The organism is Vibrio chagasii (assembly GCA_041879415.1).
In the GTDB taxonomy this organism is placed as follows: Bacteria; Pseudomonadota; Gammaproteobacteria; order Enterobacterales; family Vibrionaceae; genus Vibrio.
Genome location: CP090852.1, coordinates 437,894 through 463,902, shown reverse-complemented (window position 1 = coordinate 463,902; position 26,009 = coordinate 437,894). Strand labels below are relative to the sequence as shown.

Below are 26,009 nucleotides of genomic sequence, written 5' to 3'. Positions count from 1 at the left end.
GGATAAGCTGGTGGATTGAATGAAAAAAGCGCTGATCGCTTTACTTGTATTGTTAATCTTGGGTGGAGGAGGCGCTGCGTACTACTTCTTCATTATGAAGAAAGATCCAACGCCACCAGAAAAAGTTGAAGAGCCCGTTGCTGAAACTATGGAGCAACCAATATCTGAATTAAAGCCAGTTTTGGAACTACAACCTGAGCCAGAGCAGACAGAGTTTTATGTGTTAGATAGAAAGCTCGAGGTGGTAGAACAGCCTGAGATTGATGGCTTGATAACAGGCTACCTCTACAAAGGGGAGAAGGTCGAAGTACTTGAGAAGAAGGGCGATTGGGCACGTATTTCAGATTATATTGTTCTGAAAGAAGGCGGACCTGAGATTGCTGAATGGGTGGCGATGTCAGGCCTCTCAAATGATGAAGTGGTTATTTCTGATAAGGAAAACAAAGAGATATTAGACTCTTACCTAGTTAAGTCCGACGATCTTAAGTTGTACCAGGAGAAATTTCGAAATTCAGTTGCTAAGTTGATTTCTGAAGGTGAGTGCGAGCCTAGTGACTTTGAAGAGTTAGGTGGTTGGGTAAAATCGGTTCGGTATAGCGAGCGCGATGTTTACTTTATCTACTGCGGTGGTTTATCTCTTGAAAACAAAATTTATCTCGATGTAAATACAAATGAAATATTTACAGATTAAGAGATGATCAAGTATTAATATTGAGTATGTAACCGTCGCTAGACTATAAGTTATCAATTAATTATTAAAGCCCACTCTGCAATAGAGTGGGCTTTCTTGTGTCAGTTAAAAGACAACCATTCGTTACAAAATTATATTGTCAGCTTTATGAGATAAATACGATAGATTTATTAGTAAGAGATAATACTTTTACTACTATTCTTCCGATCAATTAAATTTATTTCGAATATTGAATTATTACTGAAACAAGATGTTTTTCAGCTTTTTATCTTTGTTTAACAGCAGGTTATGTACATGTTGATATATTCAATATTAAATTAAACTCCTTTAGAATCAGTCTCTTGTTGTGATTTTACATACGCTTAACATTTCAAGGTTTTTGAGACGCAAGTCAGGTTTTTATAGATTAATAGAAATTATTTTGTGTTTGTAATAATAATTTTTGATTTTGATATGTAGTGTTTAATTAAAGCGAAATGAAAAGATTAATTATCGAGTAAGACATTATCTTATTAATATCATTGTTATTTAATTGCTTGTAAGGGATGGAACCATTAATGAAAAAACTTGCTTTAATTACAGGGTCAAAGGGCGGTATCGGATCGGCTATATCATCTAAGTTGGTCGCTGACGGATATCGTGTAATTGCAACGTACTTTACCGGAAACTACCAGTGTGCATTGGATTGGTTCAACGAGAAACAATTTACTGAAGATCAAGTGAGATTGTTTGAATTGGATGTCACCAACACAAAAGAGTGCGCATTGAGCTTGAGCAAGTTGTTAGAGGAAGAGGGAACTGTTGATGTTCTCGTTAATAATGCTGGCATTACACGTGACAGCGTATTTAAAAAGATGAACGCCGAAGCGTGGAAAGAGGTTATCGAAACGAACTTAAACAGTTTGTTCAACGTGACTCAACCTCTGTTCGCACCTATGTGTGAGAAAGGAAACTGCCGCGTAATCAATATCTCGTCAGTGAATGGCCTTAAAGGGCAATTCGGACAAACCAACTACTCGGCGGCAAAAGCTGGGATGATTGGTTTTTCGAAAGCCTTAGCTGCAGAAGGCGCTCGCAGTGGCGTAACAGTGAACGTGATTGCCCCTGGTTACACCGCAACGCCAATGGTTGAACAAATGAAGCCTGAAGTACTGGATTCAATTAAGAACCAAATCCCAATGAAACGTTTAGCAACACCAGTGGAAATTGCCGAAGCGGTTGGATTCCTAGCAAGCGATTCGGGTGCGTATATTACGGGCGAGACTTTATCTGTAAATGGCGGCTTGTACATGCACTAATTGGCGAAACTGACAGGAATTGAATGATGGAAAAAGTATTTATTGTTGCAGCGAAACGTACACCAATTGGTTCATTTACAGGTTCATTGAAAAACGTTAGTGCGGGTGAGTTAGCTGGCGTAGCAATTAAAGGTGCTCTGGATTCAGTAGATCTTCCCCTAGATGTCATAGATGAAGTGATCGTAGGTAACGTGATCTCAGCAGGTCAAGGTATGGGCATTGCACGTCAGGCTTCAATCTACGCAGGGCTACCTGAAGAGACTCCAGCTTACGGCGTTAATATGATCTGCGGTAGTGGTATGAAATCAGTCATGGACGCTGCAGCTCATATTAAAGCGCAAGATGCAGAAATCGTGGTTGCTGCGGGCGTGGAAGTGATGTCTCAAATCCCTTTCGTGGTTCCGCCAAGTATTCGTAACGGACACAAAATGGGCGACATTTCGATGAAAGATCTGCTTGTTGGCGATGGTCTGACGGATGCTTTCAATCATTACCACATGGGTGTGACTGCGGAGAACATTGCGAATGCATTGAATATCTCGCGTCTTGCTCAAGATAACTACGCGCTAGAAAGCCAACAAAAAGCGGTAGCTGCGATCGAAGCGGGTAAGTTTGCTGAGCAAATTGTGCCTGTTGAAGTGAAACAGCGCAGGCAGATCGTCAGCTTTGATACCGATGAATATCCTAAAGCGGATGCAACGTTCGAGGGTTTACAAAAGCTGCGTCCAGCCTTCGACCGTGAAGGTACGGTCACTGCGGGCAACGCTTCGGGTATTAATGATGGCGCGAGTGCAATCATTTTGGCATCAGAGAGTGCTGTATCGAAATACGGTTTGACACCACTGGTCGAGCTTACAAGCTATGCACAGTCTGGATTAGACCCAAAGATCATGGGCTTAGGTCCAGTAGAGGCAGTGTCTAAAGCGTTAGATAAAGCTGATTTAACACTCGAACAAGTTGATCTGTTTGAATTAAACGAAGCGTTTGCGGCGCAAGCTCTTGGTGTGATGTATCAGCTTTCTGAGCAGCACGATCTGCCTCTCGAAGCCTTTAAACCAAAAGTGAATGTCAATGGTGGTGCGATTGCGCTTGGGCATCCACTAGGCGCATCGGGCAATCGAATCATTGTCTCACTTATCCACGAAATGCTTGAGCAAGAGAGCACTTATGGTGTTGCTTCACTTTGCGTGGGTGGGGGAATGGGAACCGCAGTTCTGCTGAAGAGTATTGAAGGCTAACCCCGGACGTATCATTGGCAAACTAAACAATTTATCGCGGCAGTCTACAAGGTGCGTTAGTGAGTAGTAGTGCCTTTGCTTAAACGATACAAGTACGAATTTACTAAACTATGTATTCATCAGGAGTTACTTATGTACACGGATATTTTCAAAACAATTACTGACCAAACTGAAAAGCAATTTGAACCGTACTTTAAGTTCAACAAGTTAGTTGCAAAGAACGTTCAAACCATGACGGAATTGCAAATGAATGCGATGCAGACTTATACGGACATGGGTCTTGCTCAAATGAAAGCGGTAAGTGAAATTAAAGATGTGAACAGCCTTACTGCATTCAACAGCCAACAGCTCGCAGCATTGACTCAACTTTCTCAACAGATGATGAGTGACAGCGCAAAACTGCAAGCGGTAGCGAAAGAATTCAAAGAAGACGTTGAAACACTAACAACTGAAAACTTGAAAACAGTTACACCTGCATAAATTCAATCGCCATCGAGTTAGCGCAGTGTTTACTGTGAGGCTCGGTGGCGATTTTCCGATTATTGGAGTCATGTTATGTTTCAACACTTCTTTTCGGACTACCTTGTTAAACTTCAACAAACAAACCAGCAATGGTGGGACAACTTTGAACAAAACAAGGAAGCCGCGCAATCTCCCCTAAACCAAGCGATGCAAGAATTGAATTTTGATGATGCGTCGAAAATCTTCGAGCAAGCCGCCAACCAACCTGCTGCACTCCTTCAGTTGCAATCTCAATGGTGGGAGCAACAACTTAAGATCTGGCAAAACGCTGCATTGATGGGCAACACCGAGAGTGTAATCACTGAAGATCGCAGTGATAAACGCTTTATTGATGAAGCGTGGAAAAACGACCCATTTTATAGCTTTATCAAGCAATCCTATTTGTTGTTTAGCAAAAGCTATATCGACACCATTAACTCAATTGACGGCATTGATGAGAAAACCAAAGAGCGTGTTGCGTTCTTCTCACGCCAAGCGATCAACGCACTTTCTCCAAGCAACTTTATTGCGACAAACCCAGAGCTGATGAAATTGACGCTTGAGCGAAATGGTGAAAACCTGATCGATGGTCTTGAGCAATTGCAGGCTGATGTTGAAGCAAGCGCTGATATCCTCAAGATCCGTATGACTAACAATAATGCTTTCCGGTTGGGAGTCGATGTTGCTAATACGGAAGGGGACGTTGTTTTTCAAAATGAATTGTTTGAACTGATTCAATACTACCCGAAAACACCTCAGGTCAATGCTACGCCATTGCTAATCGTACCGCCGTTTATCAATAAGTATTACATTCTCGATCTTCGTGAGAAGAACTCGATGGTTCGCTGGTTGCTTGAACAAGGGCACAGTGTGTTCATGATGTCATGGCGCAATCCTGGTGAAGCACAGAAAGAGTTAGAGTTTGGTGACTATGTGACTGAAGGTGTCGCGAAAGCTGTGACCGCAATTGAAGACATTACCGGTAAAGAGCAGATCAACGCTGCAGGTTACTGTATTGGCGGCACTGTATTGGCTTCAACAGTCGCTTACTATGCCGCTAAGCGTATGAAGAAACGTATTAAAACCGCTACCTTCTTTACGACTTTATTAGACTTCTCTCAGCCGGGGGAGGTGGGCGCCTATATCAATGAAACGATCATCAACGCCATAGAGAAACAGAGCGATGCCAAAGGCTTTATGGATGGCAGATCGTTGAGTGTGACGTTCAGTTTGCTACGTGAAAACAGCTTGTACTGGAACTACTACATTGATAATTACCTAAAAGGCAGCAGCCCAATGGAGTTTGATTTGTTGTACTGGAACAGTGACAGTACTAACGTTGCTGCTAAGTGTCATAATTTCCTGCTACGAGATCTGTACCTTGAAAACAAACTGGTGCAAGACAAAGGCGTGAAAGTGGGTGGTGTCTGGATTGACCTGAATAAGATCAAAATACCTAGTTATTTCATCTCTACTAAGGAAGACCATATTGCACTTTGGCAGGGGACTTACCGCGGCGCACTGAATACGGGTGGCAACAAGACGTTCGTGCTTGGCGAGTCTGGACATATCGCAGGTATTGTTAATCATCCAGACAAGCAAAAGTATGGATTTTGGCTGAACGACAATTTGGATGATTCTGCTGATGAGTGGCTATCAAATGCTACCCATAATGAAGGTTCTTGGTGGACACACTGGAATCAATGGCTACAGGGCTTTGAAGCGGCTGAAACGGTTGAACCGTTCAATCAAGGATCTGAGTTGTATCCTGTGATTGGTAAGGCGCCAGGTAACTACGTAAAACAGGTGCTTCCAATTGTCGATAAAGCTAAGAGCGATACAGAAGTCACTGAGAAAGGCGGTCAACCAAGCGACGCGTAGTGTTCGTATGGATACTATGCAGTAATAAAATAGAATCGCAGATAACAAAAAAAGCCACTGAATTCAGTGGCTTTTTAACTTTAGCTAATCTCTAACTCATCAAAAGTAGGAGAAAAGTTGGTTCGATTATTAATCGATTTCTTTGTCTTTACCCATAGATAAAATCCAAAGAGATACGGCTGCAACACCTGCGAAGCCGGCAAGAATGATAAATGGCATAGCACTGTAACCTAAGATATGCCAAATTACGCTCTCTAAAGTACTCATTCAATTGCTCCTTATTGCCAGCCTTCAACACCGTGCATGTCTGGTAGTTTATGTGCGATACCTTTGTGGCAGTCTACACATGTTTTCTCACCAGAAGCTAGTGCTGTCGAGTGTTGTTTTGCACTACGAGGACTCTGTTCAGAGAAGTCCATGTAATCGAACTGGTGACAGTTACGACACTCAAGTGAATCGTTCTTTTTCAAACGAGCCCACTCACGTTCTGCAAGGTGAGCACGACGCTCTTTGAATTTCTCAGGAGTATCAATCGTCTTAGCAATAAAGTGAGCGTATAGCTCTTTTGATGCTTGAACTTTACGAACGATTTTATCAGTCCACTCATGCGGTACGTGACAGTCTGAACAGATTGCACGAACACCTGAGCGGTTCGAGTAGTGAATTGTCTCTTGGATCTCTTCAACGATAGGTGCGTGACAGCCAGAACAGAACTCTTCTGTGTTGGTCGCTTCCATACCTGTGTTAAATGCACCCCAGAACAAAAGACCGCCCGAGAATCCCAAGAAAAGTACAAGGCCTACGGCTGCTTTACTTGGAGTTGTCAGTCTTTTCCAAAACGCTTTTAATAATTTCATATAATAGCCTCTCTACAATACGGCTAAGATTAGCGTAGTGAGTCAACAGGTTTAAACTCGTTCTCTACTAATGGTTTCGCACTAGCTTGTGGAACGTGACACTGCAGACAGAAGTAACGACGAGGTGAAACGTCAGCAAGTACTGCATCTTCACGGTTCATGTAGTGAGTAACACTAATCTTTGTTGCACCCATCTCTTTCGCATTTTTCCAGCTGTGGCAAGACAGACATTTGTTTGCGTTTAGAGAGACTTCGTAGCTACGAATTGTGTGAGGAACCAATGGTGGTTGGTACACGTAATCACTATCAAGCACTTGGTCGCGAGGGAACTTTTTGAAGTCATCCGCTGGGCGAGTTGCTTCTAGTTCACTTGCACCACGTAGAGATTCTACGCCACCAATGCCGCCTGGGTTATCTAGCTCAGCTTGAGCTACGCCAGCTAGCAAAAGACCAGCTGATAGTAGGGCAGTAATCAGTTTTTTCATGGTTAATTTCTCCGCCTAAAGGCTAATTCTTTGAGTGGGCTACTTCGATCAAAAGGTTATGAAAAAAGTAGCCGCAATATTAAATACGTTAGATCTACGAACTAAGTTCTAGAACATATAGTTCTTAAGCGACCTTAGTGATCTTAACTGGACACTTCTTGTAGTCTGTCTGTTTAGACAGAGGATCCGTTGCATCCAAGATCAACTTGTTGATCAGAATTCTTGCATCAAAGAATGGTACGAATACCAAGCCTTGTGGTGGACGGTTACGGCCGCGAGTTTCAACACGTACACGAACTTCACCACGTTTGTTTTCGATAAGAACTTCATCACCGCGACGTAGGCCACGAGCTTTAGCATCAGCAGGGTGCATGTAACACAGTGCATCTGGTACAGCTTTGTAAAGCTCTGGTACACGACGAGTCATAGTACCTGTGTGCCAGTGTTCAAGAACACGGCCTGTACATAGCCACATATCGTATTCTTCGTTTGGTACTTCTGGTGGCGCTTCGTACGGAGCATTGATGATCAGTGCTTTGCCGTCTGGTTTGCCATAGAAATCCCAGCCAGAGCCTGCTTTCGCATATGGGTCTGAACCTTCTTTAAAGCGCCATTGAGTTTCTTTACCATCAACAACTGGCCAACGTAGACCACGAACTTTGTGGTAGCGATCGTATGGTGCTAAATCGTGACCGTGGCCGCGACCGAAGGCTGCGTATTCTTCGAATAGGCCTTTCTGTACGTAGAAACCTTGTGCTTGTGCGTCGTCGTTAAGCTCTTGAGCTTCAGACAGAGGGAAAGCATCAACATTGCCGTTTCTGTAAAGCACGTCGTACATAGTTTTGCCACGTAGTTCAGGTGCTTTAGCTAGAAGCTCTTCGCCCCAAACTTCTTCGATAGTGAAGCGCTTAGAGAACTCCATGATTTGCCATAGGTCAGACTTCGCTTCACCTACAGTTTTCACTTGTTGGTACCAAGCTTGTGTACGACGCTCTGCGTTACCGTAAGCACCTTCTTTCTCGATCCACATTGCTGTTGGAAGGATAAGGTCAGCGGCTTGCGCTGTTGCTGTTGGGTACGGGTCAGAACAGACAATGAAGTTGTCTGGGTTACGGTAACCAGGTAGACGTTCAGTGTTGATGTTTGGACCAGCTTGCATGTTGTTGTTACACATTACCCAGTAAGCGTTGATCGTACCGTCTTTTAGTGCACGGTCTTGAGCAACAGCGTGTTTGCCTGGCTTAGGTGGGATAGTGCCTTCTGGAAGCTTCCAGATTTCTTCTGCAATCTTACGGTGTTTAGGGTTCGCAACTACCATATCTGCTGGTAGACGGTGAGAGAACGTACCTACTTCACGAGCTGTACCACAAGCAGATGGTTGGCCAGTTAGTGAGAATGGGCTGTTACCTGGAGTAGAAATCTTACCTGTTAGAAGGTGGATGTTGTACACAAGGCTGTTCATCCATACACCACGAGTATGTTGGTTCATACCCATTGTCCATAGAGACATTACTTTGATGTTTGGATCCGCGTATTGCTTAGCAAGCTTAATCAGGTTCTCTTGAGATACGCCTGACATTTCAGATGCTTTCTCTACTGTGTACTCTGCAACTGCTGCTTTGTACTCTTCGAAAGTGATTGCAGTCATTGCACCTGAGTTAGGGTTTGCTGCTGCTTTCTGTAGTGGATCGTCATCACGAAGGCCGTAACCGATGTCAGTTGTTGCCTGTTTGAAGTGCGTGTGCTTGTTTACGAAGTCCCAGTTAACCGCATCGTTTTGAATGATGTAGTTTGCAATGAAGTTTGCAATTGCAAGGTCAGACTGAGGGTTGAAGATGTAACCAGTGTCTGCAAGCTCAAAAGAACGGTGGTAGTAAGTAGACAGTACGTTTACTTGAACGTGTGGGTGGCTTAGACGACGGTCTGTAATACGAGTCCATAGTACTGGGTGCATTTCTGCCATGTTTGAACCCCACAGTACAAATGCGTCTGCGTGTTCGAAGTCATCGTAACAACCCATTGGCTCATCGATACCGAAGGTACGCATGAATGCACCTACCGCTGAAGCCATACAGTGACGAGCGTTTGGATCGATGTTGTTTGAACGGAAACCCGCTTTCATCATCTTAACAGCAGCGTAGCCTTCCATTACTGTCCATTGGCCAGAACCGAACATACCAACGCCAGTTGGACCGTTCTTCTTAAGAGATGCTTTCCACTTCTCAGCCATTACGTCGAATGCTTTGTCCCATGATACAGGTGTGAAATCACCATCTTTATGGAACTCACCATCTTTCATACGAAGAAGAGGTTGCTCAAGACGGTCTTTACCGTACATGATTTTCGAAAGGAAGTAGCCTTTAATACAGTTAAGGCCTTTGTTTACAGGTGCTTCAGGGTCGCCTTGAGTCGCAACCACTTTGCCGTTTTGAGTACCTACTAGTACCGAACAGCCCGTACCACAAAAACGACAAGGCGCTTTATCCCACGTGATTTTTGTTTGATCTGAGCTAGCGATCAGGTTGGTTGCTGTTGCTGGTAGTGTTACACCTGCAACGGCTGCCGCTGATGCAGCTGCGTTTGCTTTCACAAACGCACGTCTTGTCATTTTCATACTTCACCCTCGAGTTGAGAATTGTTGCTTCCAGTTTCTAAATCCGTTTCGTCTAGTCCAGTCTCGATTTGGTGATAAACCAAAGCTGTACCTAAAACGTTCTTAATGTTGTTTATTGCTTCGATGGTGTCCGTTACAAAACCTTGGTTCTCGGTTTCTAGGACCACGATGATTTTGCCTTCAGGGCTATCTCCGTAAATCTCGGCATTATCGAACTTTTCGATCTCTGCTTTGATTTCATTTAGATGCTCTGGGCTCACATGCACGACTAAACTTGATATATGCACTTCATTTAGTGCCATAAATTGCTCTCGTTATTTTTATTTATGCATTACTCACAAGAATAGCTGAAGTAGGGCAAACTGCTACGCAGGCTCCACAACCGCTACACTCATCTAACTCGATTTTTGGTAGAGCAACACTGCCTGCTCTAAGTTGAAATTGAATGGCCATAGGTTCACACATGTCACCACAGCTTCGGCATTCAACATTTTGCTGTGCTAGGCACTTATCAGAGATTTGTGCTTTAGCTTGCCAAGGCTCTCCTTGCTTTGGCTTAAAAATGGGTTCGGGACAAACATCTGCACATTGATAGCAGAACGTACATTCATCAATTGAGAAATCGACAGTAGGAAATCCACCGTCGCCTACAATGATTATCTTAGTCTCACAACTCTCAATACATTTTCCGCATCGAGTACAGTCATCTACAAAGCGCTCTAGGTTGTTAATCCAAGGCAAACGAATTTGGCTTGCATCCACTTTTTTTCTCGAAAACATACGGCGTTTTGATAAATCTACCACAAGTAACCTATAGATGTTGCTAAGATGTTGTAATTGTAGGTCATTATTTCATTAATATCTTGTAATTTGTCCTCATAAGTAGTGTAGTTTTAGAAACAATTGTATAAATACCCCCTAAGGGCTAATTGGGGGCATATATTGTCATAGATCAATAAATTACGAGGCGAGTGATCACATATTGAATGGAGCTATGATTTTTGATGTGTGACAATACGATTTTGCTGACAAGTCAATTATCAATAGGAAGGCCAACTTGCTTATAAAACCGGTTTCATCTGTCACAAGTACGATAGCGAAATCACTGCTATCTATACTGTTGTTGTCGGTTGCTACGACTGGCTTTGCTATCTTTACGTTGGCTTCAAGTTTGAACGATGCCGAGGCGGTTAACGTAGCGGGTTCAATGCGTATGCAAAGCTACCGTTTAGCCCATGATATTCAAATAGAATCAGTTGATTATGATTCACACATCCGTGAGTTTGAAACCTCCCTTTATTCACCATCTATGACTAAGCTTGTGAGTTGGGATGTTCCGACAGATATCACAGAAGACTACTATCTTATTATTGGTCGCTGGCACGAATTAAAACGCGTACTGAATAGTGAAGACAGAAAACACTATCTCGTATTGGTTGAAAATTTCGTGGTAGAAATAGATGGCTTCGTTTTTAAACTGCAAGAGTTCTCAGAAGACAAATTGATAAAACTGGCATGGGCTGGTGGTATCGGTTTAGGCGGGATCCTCGTCATATCTCTTTTTGTTGTTCATTTCGTACGTAAACAAGTTGTTAAACCACTGCATGCGCTTGTTGGTGCAAGCCAAAGGATCAAAAACAGTGACTTCGAGGTCGAACTCAAGGTAACGAGCAACAACGAGATGGGTATTTTGACCAAAACCTTCAACTCGATGGCGAAAGACTTGGGTGTGCTTTATCGAAACCTAGAAGATGTGGTCGATGCTAAAACAATAGAACTACAGAATGCTAACCAATCGCTCCAGGCGCTGTATAACTCCTCACAAGAGCTGACAGTCACGCGTATAGCACCTGAAAACTTTAGAGCGATATTGCAGCACCTCGTAAGCTTAGAGGGTATCGAATCTTTGCGATTAGAGATCGTAGACAATTCAGGCCGACCATTGATTATGGATGAAGGCTACGATCCAAGCCGAGATTATGAAAAATTTGAAATGAAGTTGGACGATAACGAGCTCATTCTCGGCTATCTATATTGCTCTTATCATCATGGTCACTCGACAAAAGCGTTGATTGAGAGCTTTATCCAACTACTCTCAAGAGCCATCTATTATAATCGTGCTCAAAAGAAGGCTGAGCAGCTTATTATTATGGAAGAGCGTGCAACCATTGCCCGAGAGCTCCATGATTCGTTAGCCCAATCACTGTCGTATTTAAAAATCCAAGTGACGTTGCTTAAGCGGGTTATCGGTAAACTGCCTGAACAGCAACATCGTGAGCAATCTGAACAAATTGCATCGGAAATCGGCAATGGTTTAGCAGAAGCCTATACTCAATTAAGAGAACTTCTCACTACATTTAGGTTATCCATCAAAGAGGGTAACTTTGGAGATGCTTTAAGCACTATGCTTGAAGAGCTCAGTGAAAGAACAGATGCAAAGATTAAACTTAATAATAATCTTTCATCGATTGAACTTGATGCGCATAGTCAGGTTCACTTGCTTCAATTGATTCGTGAAGCAACAATAAATGCAATAAAACACGCCAATGCCGACTTGATAGATGTATGCTGTATCGATGAGGACGGTGAAGTATTAGTCGTGGTTAAAGATAACGGAGATGGCTTTGACTTAAGTAGTTCGAAAATGAACCACTATGGGATGAGCATTATGCAGGAGCGTGCGGCAAGACTGAATGGCGACTTAACGATTGAAGCGGCGCAAGGTGAAGGCTGTACAGTCATATTGAAATATAAAAGTTTGAAGGAAGTTAAAGTTGACGATTTGTAAAGTAATGCTGGTTGATGATCATCCATTAATGCGTAGAGGCATAAGCCAATTACTGAGCTTTGAAGACGAATTTGAAGTGATTGCTGAAGCAAGTAATGGTACAGAAGCTGTTGCGCTTGCTCATGAAGAAGAACCTGATTTGATCTTACTTGATCTGAACATGAAGGGTATGTCCGGCTTAGATACATTGAAAGCGCTTCGTACTGACGGTTCTAGTGCTAACATCGTTATCCTAACGGTATCTGATAGCCCAGCGGACATAGAAGCGATCGTAAAAGCGGGTGCTGATGGTTACTTATTGAAAGACACTGAACCTGATGAATTGATCGAACTCCTTAAGCAAGCACACGGTGGTGACAAGGCATACAGTAGTGTGGTTGCTCGTTACCTAAACGACGCAGGTAGCCGCAATGACATCTTCGACCAATTAACGGAACGTGAAATGCAGATCCTGCAAGAAGTAGCTAAAGGTTACCGTAATAAGCAAATCGCCGACCATCTGTTTATTTCTGAATCGACAGTTAAGGTACATATGAAGAGCTTGCTGAAAAAGCTGCAAGTACCTTCTCGTACAGCAGCAACCGTTCTTTACCTAGAGCGTTACGGAGAAATGAAGTAGGGCTTGTTCCTTTAAAACATAATTTTAAAGCCTCTAACGATATAAACGCCAAGCACAAGTTGCTTGGCGTTTTGATATATATCAATAAACGGTCTGCCATACCAAATAATTATTGATATGGGGTGCCGTTCTGTTAAAGTGCTCGCAAACAATAAAGGTGTTTACGAGTATACAAATGAATAAAATAATTTTAGCAGTAATTATGGGTGCGTTGTCTTTCGCAACTGTTGCGAGTAGCGATTTGCAAGATGGAACTGATCATTATCTTTCTATCGGTAAATCAACAATTACAGCCTCGAGCGGTGGTGAAGATTCCGATATAAGTGGTTTTGGCTTTAACTGGTTAGCAATCAAGAAGAACGCTAATTGGGGATTCGGTGTAACCTTTGATTACGCGACTAATGAATATGATGGTGGTTACTATTATTACTCTTACACAGTAGAAGAAACCATGTTTGATACAGGTTTAAACGTAGGTTATCGACCAGAGTCTGCTGATTGGTTAGTGATTATGCCTAAAGTCGGTATGTCTTTTTATAATGTTGATCTGAATGGTTCTTCTGCTTCAGAAAGTGGGATCTTTTACGGCATCGGTGCGACTGCCCGTATACCTAGTACTAACGTATTTGTAGAGTTGGACTACAAGATTCATAAGATTTCAGAGCTTGACGAATATGACTTGAACTCAACTTACATCGGTTTAGGTTACAGATTCTAATTAGATTTTAATAGTTCTAAAAAAGGCGCTGAACTTATTAAGTTCAGCGCCTTTTGTTTGGGCATTATATATCTGTATAACTATTAAAGGCTTAAACAGCCATTGGTACTAGAACAAGTGTACCGAAGATAACAGTGATAAGGCCGCAGACGACTGGTACAGATGTACGTTTTACTACTTCAAATGGGCTGATTTTACCCATGCCTGAAGTTGCTACCACTACGCCAGATACTGGAGAGATGGTACGACCTAGGTTTGATGCTTGAAGCATTGGGATAATTAGGAAAGCTGGGTTTAGGCCCATCTTCGCAGCCAGTGAAGGCGCAAGCTCAACGAATGCATAGAAAGGTGCGTTACCAGAACCTGTCGCAATGGCCGCAGCCACCGTTAGACCTGTGAGGATAAGCATTAGTGCGATGCCGCCAGCACCAGCCGCTTCAGCAAGACCGATTAGGTTGTCGATTGCACCGATAGACATCAGGCCTTGAGCAAATACACCAGCCGCAACTAAAAGCATTACAACGCCTTTAAATGCGTCCGCCATACCTTGGTAACAAGAATCTAGATCTTCTAGCGTCTTTTCACCGTCGAATTTCTTCACAACGTAATCAACAAGTGCACCAACGAAAATTGAACCCACTACGATAGTGTAGATGTCTAACTTAAGACCCGGAATAGTACGGCCGTTGAATAGGAAAACACCGATAATAGGTAGGAACGGAAGAGCCGCATAGAAAGCAGGTGCTGTTGTTTCAATCTCAGAAACATCCACTTTTTCCATTGGCGTGTTCTCTTTCTTATCTAGGTATTTGTTCCAGAAGAAAGCTGCTGCTGCCATTACGATGATTGCGCAGATTGACACTGGCAGTACCGTTTGAACCGCAAACACATCAAGGTCTAATCCTGATTTTTCTGCAGCGATAACCACGTCACCTGATGTTGGAGAAAGAATGATTGCTGCTGGTGACGCACATACCGCAACCGCTGCAGGACGAGAAATACCCATCGCAGTCATCATTGGGAATAGGGTAGCCATCAACAACACGCCAAGGCCAGTTGCAGAGCTCACTGCTAGAGACATTAAACATGCAACGATGTACGCAGCAACAAGGAGTGCGTATGGAGATTTGATAACAGATAGTGGTTTAGAAAACTGTTTCACTACAACATTGTTTGCGCCAATGTGAGTCATGTAAGAAGCGAAACCACATAGAAGCATGATCTGCATACCTAGGCCGCCGCCACGGTATTGAAGCATGTACTTAACGAATTCTAATGAGTCGGTAACCATGTTACCTGTTGAAGCGATCTTAGCTGGTAAGACTGTGTGACCAATAAGGCCAGTAATAAGAAGAAGAGCAAGGCCAGCAGTTAATAAAACACCGGCTGCTTTATAGCCTTTTACAATAAAGTAACCTACAGCGATGGTAATCACTAATCCGATCAAGAGTTCTAACATAGAAATCTCCACAAAGTTTAAAAAATATAAGAAACTGTTTCAGAATATGACAATGAATGTACAGAAAACTGCACTGTGGCACGAGGCATAGTTGAGGTTGATATGATCTAAGACAAACATTTTTTTCGATGTTAATTCTGGTTGTAAATCATGAATAACTACTGTTGTTTAGATGTTAATAAACGAATTTTATCGTTCGCTAGAATATAACTTGGATCACTTTTGTGTAGTGTGGTTGCATATGACGGTTGGAATTTATAAAGTGTTTGGATTTACAAGTTGTGCTAGGTAATTGATTAGAAAGGTGTGTTTTTGGCACCGTAAATGAGTATTTTGATGTACTGACGTCGAGTTGATTGAAGAAAATTCAACGTCAGTAATAGGAGGGGGCTACAAGAATTGTTTAGTTAGAGGTGATGATATCTAATTGATGTTCAACTCAGGCTCCGAATTAGAATAGGCTGGCAGATCAGCACACATTACTTTCTTGCAGAAATGTATCATGCCACGCTGAGTGACAAGCAAGAGTTCTTCATCGTTTAATGGAATATAAGTCATAGCATCCGATGAGAGCACAGAACCTTCACTGATCATCACCTTTTCGTAAAACGTGAGTTCTCTATTAGGCATGATCTGCTCGTGTTGAGTCTCGTCTAACGAAATATCATGTTGAGTAACGGTGTACGTACCTGATGAAGTAAAGCCCGCTTCTTTAGTAGAAACATAAAGCAGCTCGTAACTGTTATTCTTTTTAAATTCGATATTAACCGAAGCCTGATTGTAAATGATTTTATCGGGCGGATTGACCACCGATGCCGTGTTGGCTAAATAATGTCCTTTAAGGTGTGTTTGAGGAATTAATGTTGTTAGCCATCCGACTAAAATACCCAATAGCGCAACTATAACGAATATCTGCTTATCTTTATTCACAAGTAACTCCTTTAAATTCGCTAGGGAAGCTCAAAGATTTTCCTGAATTATCGATGATGATCTTGCGTCCCTTATATTCGTAAAGGGTTACATTATAGAGTTCTTTAAATGTGAACTCGTCCGTTTCTATTTTACAAGAGATAAAGTGTTCCCCTGTTAAGCTTTCAGCTAAGGTATTTCTATCTAAGTAAGAAAATAGATAGTGGGATAACAAGGCTACCACAGAAAATACCCCAACCAATGTCAGCATGTTACTGCTCTTTTTCGCAGGAGTAGTGGTTTCTTGTATCGTTTCTTCTTGCGGAGTCGTCTCTAATGATTGTTGCGAATCTTGCTTTGCTTGCGCTTGAATCTTACGAAGTGCCCCTTCTTTATCTTGCGTCACTTGACCTGCAAATCGATATCCTTTGCCACGTTCAGTGACAATGATCATTCCACTCTTATCTTCTAGTGCTTTCCTACAGATTGAGATGGTTTGCATCAGGCTTCCATCTTCAACGTAAATACCTTTAGACACCCAAACTTGTTCAATCAGGACTTGTCGTGTGATCACCTCGTTAGGTTTTGAGATGAAAAATTTAAGGAGCTCTGATTCATTAGAACCAATAGGGTATGTACGTCCTGTCTTAAAGTGATGGATTTCACTCTCTTCTAAATTGACCTGTATATCATCATTGATAATAAATTCAGCAGACATTTGGGTTCTCATTGTTATAAGCGTTCTAACCTAAATATAACAAATACCGTTACAAATATAAACTTGCTGAATTTGTTGTCTTTGAGGTTTAAATTACTGAATTTTATAATCTTATCTCCTGAATTAGATTTCCTTATATACCTTTTTGAGGTTGTTTAATGTGGTTTAAGGTGCTTGGTATTAGCAGCTATTGGATCATTAGCACGTGACGCTGATTTAGTGGGTGTGGGTTAAGTGCTCAAATTTCTTACGTAGTTCTATCAATGTGTCATTCCAACTTCGTGTTGCCTGCTCTCTGCAACAAATCGAGTCTATCTCTGACTCAAATGGCAACTCTAATAATGATAAATCGCATGACCGCACCAGTTTAATGCTAAAGCTACGAAGGAGCTGTTTTGAAAGAATTCAATAAGCCACTTTTATGTGGACTAATTACACTCGCCTTACTCGGCTGTCAGTCTGAAGACTCGACTCAAGAGCCCGTTTCAGTATTAGTGCCTTACAACATTAATGAACTACCAAAACCTAACGATGGATATGGGTATGACGACGACGGAACCATTACCGGCGTCGGTGAACATGCTGTGGTAATGTCATCGAAGAATGACGCCTATTATCAGGATTACAATAACTCGTACGCAGCTCTAGATGGCTGGGGGCTTTGTGCAGAGCCTATTTTAATCCCTCTGCAAAGCATTAATTCTGATAAGCGTTTTCCATTGAATAATGAAACGCTGGAAGGAAATGTTGCGTTAATTGATGCTTCTACAGGTGTTGAGGTTGAAACTCAAATATCTGCTGATGGGTCAAATATTATTATTCAATGTGAGACAGGCTTAAATGAAGGGACGACTTATTCGATTGTTGTTACCGATGGTGTAAAAACAGAATTCGATGAACCTTTGAAAGCAGACTCTAGTTTTGATGAATTGATATATTCAGATGTTCCGCTAAAAAGCGACAAAGAAGTAAATATTCAAGAGCAGGTTCTAAACGCTATTGATTCATATTATTCGCTTTATCCAGAGAAGGGCGTTCCGGTATACGCCGCTCAATTTAAAACTCAGAGCTCTTATTCGTCGCTAGATGCGATGAAAAGATATCATTTGTCTTACGGAAGTTCTTTTTCCAGCGCCCCACCTGAAATTCAAGAGGAAAAGCGCGGGTACAATCTATATACAAAGGTGCTAAAAATTCCGTCTTACTTACCTTTTACAAAAGAAAGGGAAGCGGAATGTATCGTCGATGAATTTGATCCGAAGAAAAATTGTCCACCACTTTATGAATGGATCACTAATACTGACGGTGGTTTCCCTACGGCTGCCAATCCAATCCCCAAACTAACAGAAGCTCTCGAGATAACAACAGACATATACGTACCGAAAGAGTTCAACTGGAATAGCTTTATAGAGTTACCGGTCGCTATTTTTATTCACGGTGTTACCGCTGAGCGCAGTACAGCATCTCTGATGGCTGCGGAATACACGAAAAAAGGTTATGCCGTTGTTGCTATTGATATGCCGTATCACGGGGAAAGAGTGCGTCATGACTCAAGTCCGGAACAAGTAGAAATAAGTGCTCGAGCGAACAAGGCGTTCTTCATCAATATTGATTCTCCTTTAGCGCTTCGTTCTAACCTCCAACAGTCGGTTTCAGATTTTCTGGGTTTACGCTATGCGCTGAGCCAAGAAGGTTGGGTTGACAACGATAACGTTCATTTAATCGGACAATCACTGGGTGGAATTATGTCGGTGATGGTGAGTGAGTTTAGCCAAACAAGCCCTGATTTTCACTCGGATACTAATTCAAATTTTGAATTTAACACGGTGAACTTTGTTGTCCCAGGCCAAGGGCTCACTAATCTGGTTCTGTCATCTCAAACTTTAGGTCCAGAGATGTCTGAAGGGGTTAAGAAATCCCCAGATGTGCAGCGCGGTATTGCTGAAACGGTCATCCCCGATATCTGTACTACGGATGCAACGAATCAAGAGTGTATTGAAGCTCTACGCGAGTTTGTCGCACTTTCAACAGACAACGCATTACTTGTAAGCCAGTTAGAGGATGACATTTTCAGCTTAGTGGTCACCGATCTTAAGCAGGGTGTTCAAACAACGATTGATAGTGCTGACCCAGCGAGTTTCATCTCTCGTCAAATTGAAGCACAACAACCAACTCTTTTGTTAGCTGCGGTTGGAGATTGCGGTGAGACCTGTGACGTAGGAGTTGATTATGTTCCGGATAGCGTTATTCCAAACACAGCTCCAGACAATATTCGGACAGGTACTGAGCCGCTGATTACTGCGCTTGGTTTAGATCCAATTACAGGTACATCGGAAAATACAGTACAAAAGCGCGGAGCGGTAAGAACAACCACCGGCGGACATGGAACTTATTTGTTTCCTTATGAAGGTCCTGTTGATGAAAATGGACTACCGGGTATGCCAGGCGACAATATGTCGGATGTGCTTGAAGCTGTCGACACACAGCAAGTTGCGGTTGCTTCAATGGTAATGAGTGACGGCGCAGTCGTTGTCATCAATAACGAAGATCATATCGAAACAGAGGTGCCTCAAAATGAAGAATAAACTTTTATTGGGCACTGCAGCTGCTCTTGTCCCGTGCTTGACCAACGCGGCTGGATTCCAACTTAACGCGCAGTCTGCAACGGGTTTAGGTCGCGCGTTTGCTGGTGACGCTGTAATGGCCGACAGTGCCGCGATTGTTGCTAAAAACAGCGCTGCAATGGCATATATCGACCAACCTATGTTGTCTGTAGGTGCTGTTTATATTGATAGTGGTATCGATGTTTCTAATGTGAGTTACACGCCTATGAGAGGTGATACAGAAACACTCGATGATCAATCCCTCGATGCGGGAACATTAGTTCCAAACCTTCACTATGTTCATCCGATTCAAGGCTCTAAATTTACCTTAGGTGCCACTGTTCATTCTAACTTCGGTACTGATGTTGAGTTTGATGATTCGTTCGAAGCAGATGAGTTTGGTGGAAAAACGGCACTCTCAAGTATCAATGTCGGCTTTGCTGTCGCTTATGAGCTCTCTGAGAAGATCAATTTAGGTGCAGGGCTAGATGTCATCTACGGGGAAGGCGAAATCCATAGAAAAAACCTGCTGGACGTTGATGCTGATGGCTTTGGATTGGGCGCTAATGTTGGTGCTACTTACCAAGTTAATGAAAACAACAGGTTTGGTATTACTTATCGATATAGCCCGGATATCGAAGTTGAAGGGGAAATTACAAAAGGTGGAGTTCCTGCTGACAAGATGAATGTGCCACTACCAGATACTCTAGAGTTTTCTGGTTGGCATCAACTTAACGAGCAATGGGCATTCCATTACAGCCTGCAATGGGTGAATTGGTCTGAGTTTGATTCACTGACTTCAGACTCCTATGACGATTCGATTAAAGAGTACCAATGGAAGGATGCAGGGCATGTCTCGGTGGGTGGTACTTACACAATGTCGAAAGACGTCGTGCTACGAGCGGGTTACATGTACGACATCTCTCCAACCGACGAGTTAACCTCTTTATCGATACCTGATGTAAACCGCCACTGGGTGACTGTTGGCGGAACATATCACTTCACTGAAGACAACTCTGTGGATGTAGGTATCGGTTTTATTATCGGAGAATCACAAAATATTGACGAAAGCCTGACGACGATTCCAGGAACGAGTTCCAATATAACTGCAGATGTGAGCGCTGACGCTGTTTTACTTGGTGTTCAATATCAACATCGTTTTTAACTTTTACTTTGGAGTTTAGAACGAAAACTTTAGGAATCATATAAACATTGCTGGGCTCGACAGTGAGTTGAGCCCAATTCTTATTATTAGCTGTTTTAGCATTATTTAAATAGCTGGAAGCTCATTAAGTAAAAAATAGCTGCTTAGAAAACGTTTAATTCAGATGAATTTGACGGTTATGGTTATTAAAAATGAAATTTACAAAGCTTAGTAAAACAATCTGTTTGGCTCTGTTTGCCTTACATATCACTCCCACATTTGCCGAAAATTCGCCCCTGATTCCAGTGACCATTGAAAAGGCTCACAAACAAGCATTCACTTCTTCAATCAACGAAGTTGGCAAAATTAGAGCAACAGATTCTGCTGCATTGACCTTTAGCGCTTCCGATAAAATTCTCGAAATCCATTTCAAAGATGGAGATTCGGTCAAGAAAGGTGAGCTGATTGCTCAACTAGATAACACCAAAGCGAAAGCTGATTTAGATAAAGCTAGAAGCTCGTTAGCGCTAGCAAAATCGAAATTAAAGCGAGTACAAGAGCTACTGAAAAAGCAACCTGATTCAATGTCTCAGCAAGATGTTGAAGAGCTAAAAGAACAAGCGAATCTTGCGGCCGCTGACTTCCGTCAGAAAGAAGCACTAATGAATGATTACCTATTGGTAGCGCCTTTTGATGGCCAGCTAACGAACTTTAACCACTCAGTGGGTAGCAAAATTGATAGTTCAACGGCCTTGGTTAGTTTGATCAAGCTTGATCCAGTTGAAGTCCAGTATTCAATTGGGCAATCGGACCTAGGTAATGCAAAGCTAGGACAGAATGTATCGATCCAAGTTGATGCATTTACTGATGAGGCTTTCTCTGGCGTCGTAGACTACATTGCTCCTGCTGTTGATGAAAGCTCAGGTCGAGTAGAGGTTCACGCGCACGTGACCAATCCAGAGCATCGCTTGGTTCCGGGCATGTTTGCCAAGGTTAGCCAAATGACCAGTGAAGACTCAACGAAAATGGTCGTTTCTCAAAACGCAGTCCAAGCCAAAGATGCAGAGCGTTTTGTTTGGGTAGTAAATGGAAACAACATTGAACAACGAATCGTTGAGCTCGGTGTAAATACTAATGATGGATATGTCGTTGTCGAAAAAGGGTTGCAGCTAGGTGATAACGTAGTAGTTACGGGCCAGCAAAACCTAAAGAAAGCCTCTTTAGTTAAGGTTATGAACCCGAATGTCGAGCAAAAAACAGTAGAGTTTATGCCTCAAAAGGTAACTGAACCGGTTGAACAAACCACTGAAACACTACTTGATGAGCAATACCCTGTAGAGCCGACGGTTGATTGGACTGATGGCTCAAAAGATTCAAAAGAAGAGCCAAGCGCAGCCAGCAACACTAAGGTGACTGCTGAGCAAAACGGTCAACCAAACAGCAAGGAAGCGATAACGAAGGAGAGCACGAATGAAGCTTCCTGAGATTTGTATTAAGCATCCTGTTTTTGCTTCTGTGTTGAGCATTGCCATCGTACTACTTGGCATGTTGTCATTTCAGAAGCTATCCATTCAGTATTTCCCTGAACACAAAACACCTTCAGCAACAGTAACGGCTGCGATTAATGGTGCGAGTGCAGAATTTATGTCGCGCAATGTTGCGGACAAATTAATTACTGCTGCTACAGGCCTTGATAGCGTGAAGACTATGACTACGGATTGTCAGGAAGGCACCTGTAATTTAAAAATCATCTTCGAAGATGATGTCGATGACGTTGAATACACAAGTCTGATGAACAATCTTCGCAGTAGTGTTGAAGCCATTGGTGATTTCCCGCCGAGCATGACCGATAAACCAACGGTCACCGACGACTCATCAGACACCAGTATGCCAAGTAATATCATCACGTTTGTGAACACTGGCAAAATGTCTAAACAAGATATGTACGACTACATTAGCCAACAAGTTGTACCTCAGTTTAAACATATTCAGGGAGTAGGTGGTATTTGGGGGCCATACGGTGGTAGCCAAAAAGCGGTGAGGGTATGGCTTCAACCTGATCGCATGATGGCGCTCAACATGAGTGCTTCTGATGTAGTGGGTACGCTGAGTTCTTACAATGCGACATTTACCGCGGGTACCATCAAAGGTCAGGTTCGAGATTTCTCTATTAACCCGGTTAATCAAGTGACCAGCGTTGATGATGTCCGAGACTTAGTGGTACGTGTCGATAATGGAAAAATCATTCGTATTGGCGATATCGCTGAAGTCAAAATGGGAGAAGAAAGCCTAACGCCAAGTATTCTTCGTGTTGACGACAACTTAGCGATGTCGATTCAGGTCTTGCCTCTTAAAAGCGAAAACCCAGTAACGGTTGCTAATAAAGTTAAAAAGCAAATCGACCTAATTCAGCCTCAATTGCCTGAAGGCATCGAGATGAAAATGGTTTATAACCAAGCTGACTTTATCAAAGCGGCTATTGATGAAGGCTTTATGACTTTGGTCGAGGCTATTGTCCTTGTTTCCGCCGTTGTTGTTCTCTTCCTTGGCTCTGTTCGCGTTGCTTCTATTCCGATCATTACCATTCCTGTGTGTGTGATTGGTGTATTTGCGGTGATGCATTTACTCGGGTTTAGTATCAATGTCCTGACAATCTTGGCGATCATTCTGGCGATTGGCCTGGTGGTTGATGATGCGATTGTTGTTGCGGAAAACTGTTATCGTCATATCGAAGAGGGTGAAACTCCATTCAACGCTGCGATTAAAGGGTGTCGAGAGATCGTCTTCCCAGTAATTGCGATGACATTGACTTTGGCCGTTGTTTATTTGCCAATCGGCTTGATGGCTGGCCTGACCGCCGATCTGTTCAGGCAATTTGCTTTCACACTTGCAGCTGCTGTTATCATTTCAGGGTTTGTCGCGTTAACGCTCTCACCAATGATGAGCGCTTACTTGATGAAGCCTGTCTCGACGCCTGCAAAGTGGTATCAAAAAGTCGATGCGAAGCTCAATGTACTGTCTGACCGATACACTAAAGAGCTCGGTAAGTGGTTTGATCGTAAAGCACTAATGAGCGGTATCGCTTTAATGCTAATTGCGTTGTCTGCATTGGCCGTTTGGAAGATGCCTCAAGTTCTGTTGCCAACAGAAGATACCGGTTTTGTGGAGGTTACCTCAACACCACCAACGGGTGTTGGTCGTCAATATCACCTTGATAACAATGAACAGTTAAACAGTGTATTTAAAGGCGATGATTCAGTTGAAGCGAACCTGTCTTACATTGAAGGCACACCGACCAATCACGTTCTACTAAAACCATGGGGAGAGCGTGAGCAGTCTGCAGATGAATTAGTGAATGAGTTTATTGCTAAAGCGCAAAGTTCAGTTTCGGCTTATGGTATGTCTTTCAAGGTTCGCTCAGCAGATAACTTGAATATTGCGACCAACATGATTCTTGAGCTTACAACTGTGAATCGTGATACCGGTGCTTTGTCTGAAACAGCGAGCAAAGTGGTAGAGGCTCTTGAGGATTATGAGGGTGTCACTAACGTTAAAAACTCAATGTTACGCGACCAGCTGCGCTATGACTTATCGATTGACCGCAATGCGATTGTGTTGTCTGGGGTGGATTACGGCAATGTTACCAACGCGCTGTCGACTTTCTTGGGCTCAGTGAAAGCTGCCGATTTACAAGCGGATGATGGCTATACATACCCAATCCAAGTACAAGTGAATCTGAAGGATCTTGGTGATTTCAAAGTTTTGGATAAATTGTATGTGGATTCTCAATCGGGACAAAGGCTTCCTCTATCTCAGTTTGTTTCCATCAAGCAAGTAACATCGGAATCGAACTTTAAGACTTTCATGGGACAAGACAGTGCAGAAATTACCGCTGATCTTATGCCGGGATATACCGCAAGTGATGTAAAAGCATATATCGACGACACGGTGCCAAGTATATTGAAACCAGCACAGAGCTACGAATTCAATGGTATTGTTAAAGACCTTGTGGATTCTACAGCTGGTGCGCAGGTGCTATTCGTACTGGCGTTGGTTTTCATCTTCTTGATTTTGGCAGCGCAGTTTGAAAGTTTTGTCGACCCGATGATCATTTTGCTGACCGTTCCCTTGTGTATTGTTGGTGCGATTTTGACGTTATCGGTGTTTGGTCAAAGCCTAAACATCTACTCGAAGATCGGTTTACTGACGCTGGTGGGCCTTGTGACGAAACACGGCATCCTATTGGTGGAATTCGCCAATGAGAAACGTAAATCAGGCGCAAGTGCAAAAGAAGCCGCGATCAGCAGTGCACGTTCAAGATTGCGTCCTATCTTAATGACGTCGTTGACGATGATCCTAGGCTCGTTACCTTTAGCCTTGGCCGATGGGCCTGGTTCTCTCGGTCGTATCAACATCGGTTTAGTATTGGTGGGCGGCTTAACGGTCGGAACTTTCTTCTCACTGTTTTTGGTACCTGTCGCGTATGTTGGGATGGCAAACTTAAAGCAGATGGATGTGCTAGCACGCTTGAGGTCAAAAACAGCGTAATGGTATATCAGAGATAGAAGTTAATCGCTTTTAGATGCATTAAGGCCCTCATTGTGAGGGCCTTTTGTTATCCGGAGTTGCGATATTAGGGGGCAGAGCAAACAGTATGGTTAGAAATCGTAGTTTAGATTCATTGAACTATAGATCTCGCTATTGCTTTGGTCTGAGGCAACAGTGGTGTTATAGATGTATTCAGTATCGAAGGTGAGCGCTAAGTTACCCATCAGAATGTTCTTTAGATAGCCTTTAAGGTTGTAGTTCGTGTTTTCTTCACCATAGGCCATGTTAGCCGTAGCACCCATAGAAAACGTTTCAGTGAGCGTTAAGGAGCCGTCGATACTAGCATTAGCAATAAGTTCGTAGTTCTCTTTGTTTGGAAACTCTTCATCAGAAGGTTGGCGTTTACTGATTCGATAACCCGGACCCGCAGACGCTTGAAGCTTGATTCTTTCGGTATCGTAGAAATGGCGACCAAGCCCAGTAGCGGTAATGAACTGCTTACGATAGGTGCCATAGTGATCGTGCTCAAAACGTGTCGTGGCAACTAAATAGGTGACGTCATTCAAGTCATAGCTAATCCCATAGTTAGTGGTATAGCGATTCGTTCCATCTTCATCATTTTCAGCATCCGTGTAATAGGTATCGAACTGAACCCGTTGTCCCCAATTTTCCTTTTTGTAGCCTACGGATATCCCGGAATTGATAGACAAGGATGAACTGGTGTTCTGAGAGTATATAAACCCCAACTTAGTTAACGTCGTGAAAGGGGATTCGTCTTCTTGTTCTTCATTGAGTACAGGCTCATCGACAAGTTCGGTCTCTTCTGCGAATACTTGTACCGATAAAACCAAAGCGACCAAAGGTAAGGTGTTGAAACAACGCCTACCTAGAGTTGTATTAGTTGAAGGGTGTTTTGTTGTTGAAATAGAGTAAGTCGA

The 26,009-nt window shown here is 42.8% G+C and carries 22 protein-coding genes; 12 read left to right on the top strand and 10 right to left on the bottom strand.

Features of this window, described 5'->3' with window-relative positions:
- The first annotated feature begins 19 nt into the window (after positions 1-19).
- From L0991_16075 to phaC, 5 genes are all read left to right on the top strand, one after another.
- Complete coding sequence (locus L0991_16075) at positions 20-691, top strand: SH3 domain-containing protein (GenBank protein ID XGB65054.1); 672 nt, start codon at positions 20-22, stop codon at positions 689-691.
- Between the two features lie 557 nt (positions 692-1,248).
- Positions 1,249-1,989: an SDR family oxidoreductase gene (locus L0991_16070; protein ID XGB65053.1), complete on the top strand. Its 741-nt coding sequence runs from the start codon at positions 1,249-1,251 to the stop codon at positions 1,987-1,989.
- A gap of 26 nt (positions 1,990-2,015) precedes the next feature.
- Positions 2,016-3,227, top strand: coding sequence for an acetyl-CoA C-acetyltransferase (locus tag L0991_16065; GenBank protein ID XGB65462.1), 1,212 nt, complete (start codon positions 2,016-2,018; stop codon positions 3,225-3,227).
- Positions 3,228-3,359: 132 nt separating this feature from the next.
- Complete coding sequence (locus L0991_16060) at positions 3,360-3,707, top strand: phasin family protein (protein ID XGB65052.1); 348 nt, start codon at positions 3,360-3,362, stop codon at positions 3,705-3,707.
- A 75-nt stretch (positions 3,708-3,782) separates the two neighbouring features.
- Positions 3,783-5,609 carry a class I poly(R)-hydroxyalkanoic acid synthase gene (gene phaC, locus L0991_16055; GenBank protein ID XGB65051.1) on the top strand — a complete coding sequence of 609 codons (1,827 nt, stop codon included), beginning with the start codon at positions 3,783-3,785 and terminating at the stop codon, positions 5,607-5,609.
- A gap of 129 nt (positions 5,610-5,738) precedes the next feature.
- Here phaC and L0991_16050 read toward each other — a convergent pair whose 3' ends face one another.
- The 6 genes from L0991_16050 to napF form a co-directional block, all read right to left on the bottom strand.
- Positions 5,739-5,876 (bottom strand): TIGR02808 family protein, encoded by a 138-nt coding sequence (locus L0991_16050; GenBank protein ID XGB65050.1) that lies wholly within the window; start codon positions 5,874-5,876, stop codon positions 5,739-5,741.
- Positions 5,877-5,887: 11 nt separating this feature from the next.
- On the bottom strand, positions 5,888-6,466 hold the full coding sequence (locus tag L0991_16045) for a NapC/NirT family cytochrome c (protein XGB65049.1): 579 nt from the start codon (positions 6,464-6,466) through the stop codon (positions 5,888-5,890).
- A 29-nt stretch (positions 6,467-6,495) separates the two neighbouring features.
- On the bottom strand, positions 6,496-6,951 hold the full coding sequence (locus tag L0991_16040; protein XGB65048.1) for a nitrate reductase cytochrome c-type subunit: 456 nt from the start codon (positions 6,949-6,951) through the stop codon (positions 6,496-6,498).
- A gap of 124 nt (positions 6,952-7,075) precedes the next feature.
- Positions 7,076-9,565 carry a periplasmic nitrate reductase subunit alpha gene (napA, locus tag L0991_16035; protein ID XGB65047.1) on the bottom strand — a complete coding sequence of 830 codons (2,490 nt, stop codon included), beginning with the start codon at positions 9,563-9,565 and terminating at the stop codon, positions 7,076-7,078.
- Positions 9,562-9,867: a chaperone NapD gene (locus tag L0991_16030; GenBank protein ID XGB65046.1), complete on the bottom strand. Its 306-nt coding sequence runs from the start codon at positions 9,865-9,867 to the stop codon at positions 9,562-9,564. Before L0991_16030 ends, napA begins: the two co-directional genes overlap by 4 nt.
- Before the next feature lie 22 nt (positions 9,868-9,889).
- Positions 9,890-10,369 (bottom strand): ferredoxin-type protein NapF, encoded by a 480-nt coding sequence (napF, locus tag L0991_16025; protein ID XGB65045.1) that lies wholly within the window; start codon positions 10,367-10,369, stop codon positions 9,890-9,892.
- 253 nt (positions 10,370-10,622) lie between these two features.
- Between napF and narQ the strand changes: the two genes are divergently transcribed.
- From narQ to L0991_16010, 3 genes are all read left to right on the top strand, one after another.
- Positions 10,623-12,353, top strand: a complete 1,731-nt coding sequence (narQ, locus tag L0991_16020) for a nitrate/nitrite two-component system sensor histidine kinase NarQ (GenBank protein XGB65044.1) — start codon at positions 10,623-10,625, stop codon at positions 12,351-12,353.
- Positions 12,340-12,972: a response regulator gene (locus L0991_16015; GenBank protein XGB65043.1), complete on the top strand. Its 633-nt coding sequence runs from the start codon at positions 12,340-12,342 to the stop codon at positions 12,970-12,972. Before narQ ends, L0991_16015 begins: the two co-directional genes overlap by 14 nt.
- 202 nt (positions 12,973-13,174) lie before the next feature.
- Positions 13,175-13,690: a porin family protein gene (locus L0991_16010; protein XGB65042.1), complete on the top strand. Its 516-nt coding sequence runs from the start codon at positions 13,175-13,177 to the stop codon at positions 13,688-13,690.
- Positions 13,691-13,781: 91 nt separating this feature from the next.
- Here L0991_16010 and dcuC read toward each other — a convergent pair whose 3' ends face one another.
- From dcuC to L0991_15995, 3 genes are all read right to left on the bottom strand, one after another.
- Complete coding sequence (dcuC, locus tag L0991_16005; protein ID XGB65041.1) at positions 13,782-15,149, bottom strand: anaerobic C4-dicarboxylate transporter DcuC; 1,368 nt, start codon at positions 15,147-15,149, stop codon at positions 13,782-13,784.
- Positions 15,150-15,572: 423 nt separating this feature from the next.
- Entirely contained in the window at positions 15,573-16,079 is a 507-nt protein-coding gene (locus L0991_16000; GenBank protein ID XGB65040.1) for a hypothetical protein, read from the bottom strand.
- Positions 16,072-16,776 (bottom strand): winged helix-turn-helix domain-containing protein, encoded by a 705-nt coding sequence (locus L0991_15995; protein ID XGB65039.1) that lies wholly within the window; start codon positions 16,774-16,776, stop codon positions 16,072-16,074. The genes L0991_16000 and L0991_15995 overlap by 8 nt, the downstream gene beginning before the upstream one ends.
- 395 nt (positions 16,777-17,171) lie before the next feature.
- On the opposite strand from L0991_15995, the gene L0991_15990 reads away from it, so the two are divergent.
- From L0991_15990 to L0991_15975, 4 genes are all read left to right on the top strand, one after another.
- Positions 17,172-19,361 carry a lipase gene (locus tag L0991_15990; GenBank protein XGB65038.1) on the top strand — a complete coding sequence of 730 codons (2,190 nt, stop codon included), beginning with the start codon at positions 17,172-17,174 and terminating at the stop codon, positions 19,359-19,361.
- Positions 19,351-20,544, top strand: coding sequence for an outer membrane protein transport protein (locus tag L0991_15985; protein XGB65037.1), 1,194 nt, complete (start codon positions 19,351-19,353; stop codon positions 20,542-20,544). Before L0991_15990 ends, L0991_15985 begins: the two co-directional genes overlap by 11 nt.
- Positions 20,545-20,735: 191 nt before the next feature.
- Entirely contained in the window at positions 20,736-22,007 is a 1,272-nt protein-coding gene (locus tag L0991_15980) for an efflux RND transporter periplasmic adaptor subunit (GenBank protein XGB65036.1), read from the top strand.
- Positions 21,994-25,071 carry an efflux RND transporter permease subunit gene (locus L0991_15975; GenBank protein ID XGB65035.1) on the top strand — a complete coding sequence of 1,026 codons (3,078 nt, stop codon included), beginning with the start codon at positions 21,994-21,996 and terminating at the stop codon, positions 25,069-25,071. The genes L0991_15980 and L0991_15975 overlap by 14 nt, the downstream gene beginning before the upstream one ends.
- A gap of 110 nt (positions 25,072-25,181) precedes the next feature.
- On the opposite strand, the gene L0991_15970 is transcribed toward L0991_15975, so the two are convergent.
- On the bottom strand, positions 25,182-25,922 hold the full coding sequence (locus tag L0991_15970; GenBank protein ID XGB65461.1) for a DUF481 domain-containing protein: 741 nt from the start codon (positions 25,920-25,922) through the stop codon (positions 25,182-25,184).
- Positions 25,923-26,009 lie beyond the last annotated feature (87 nt).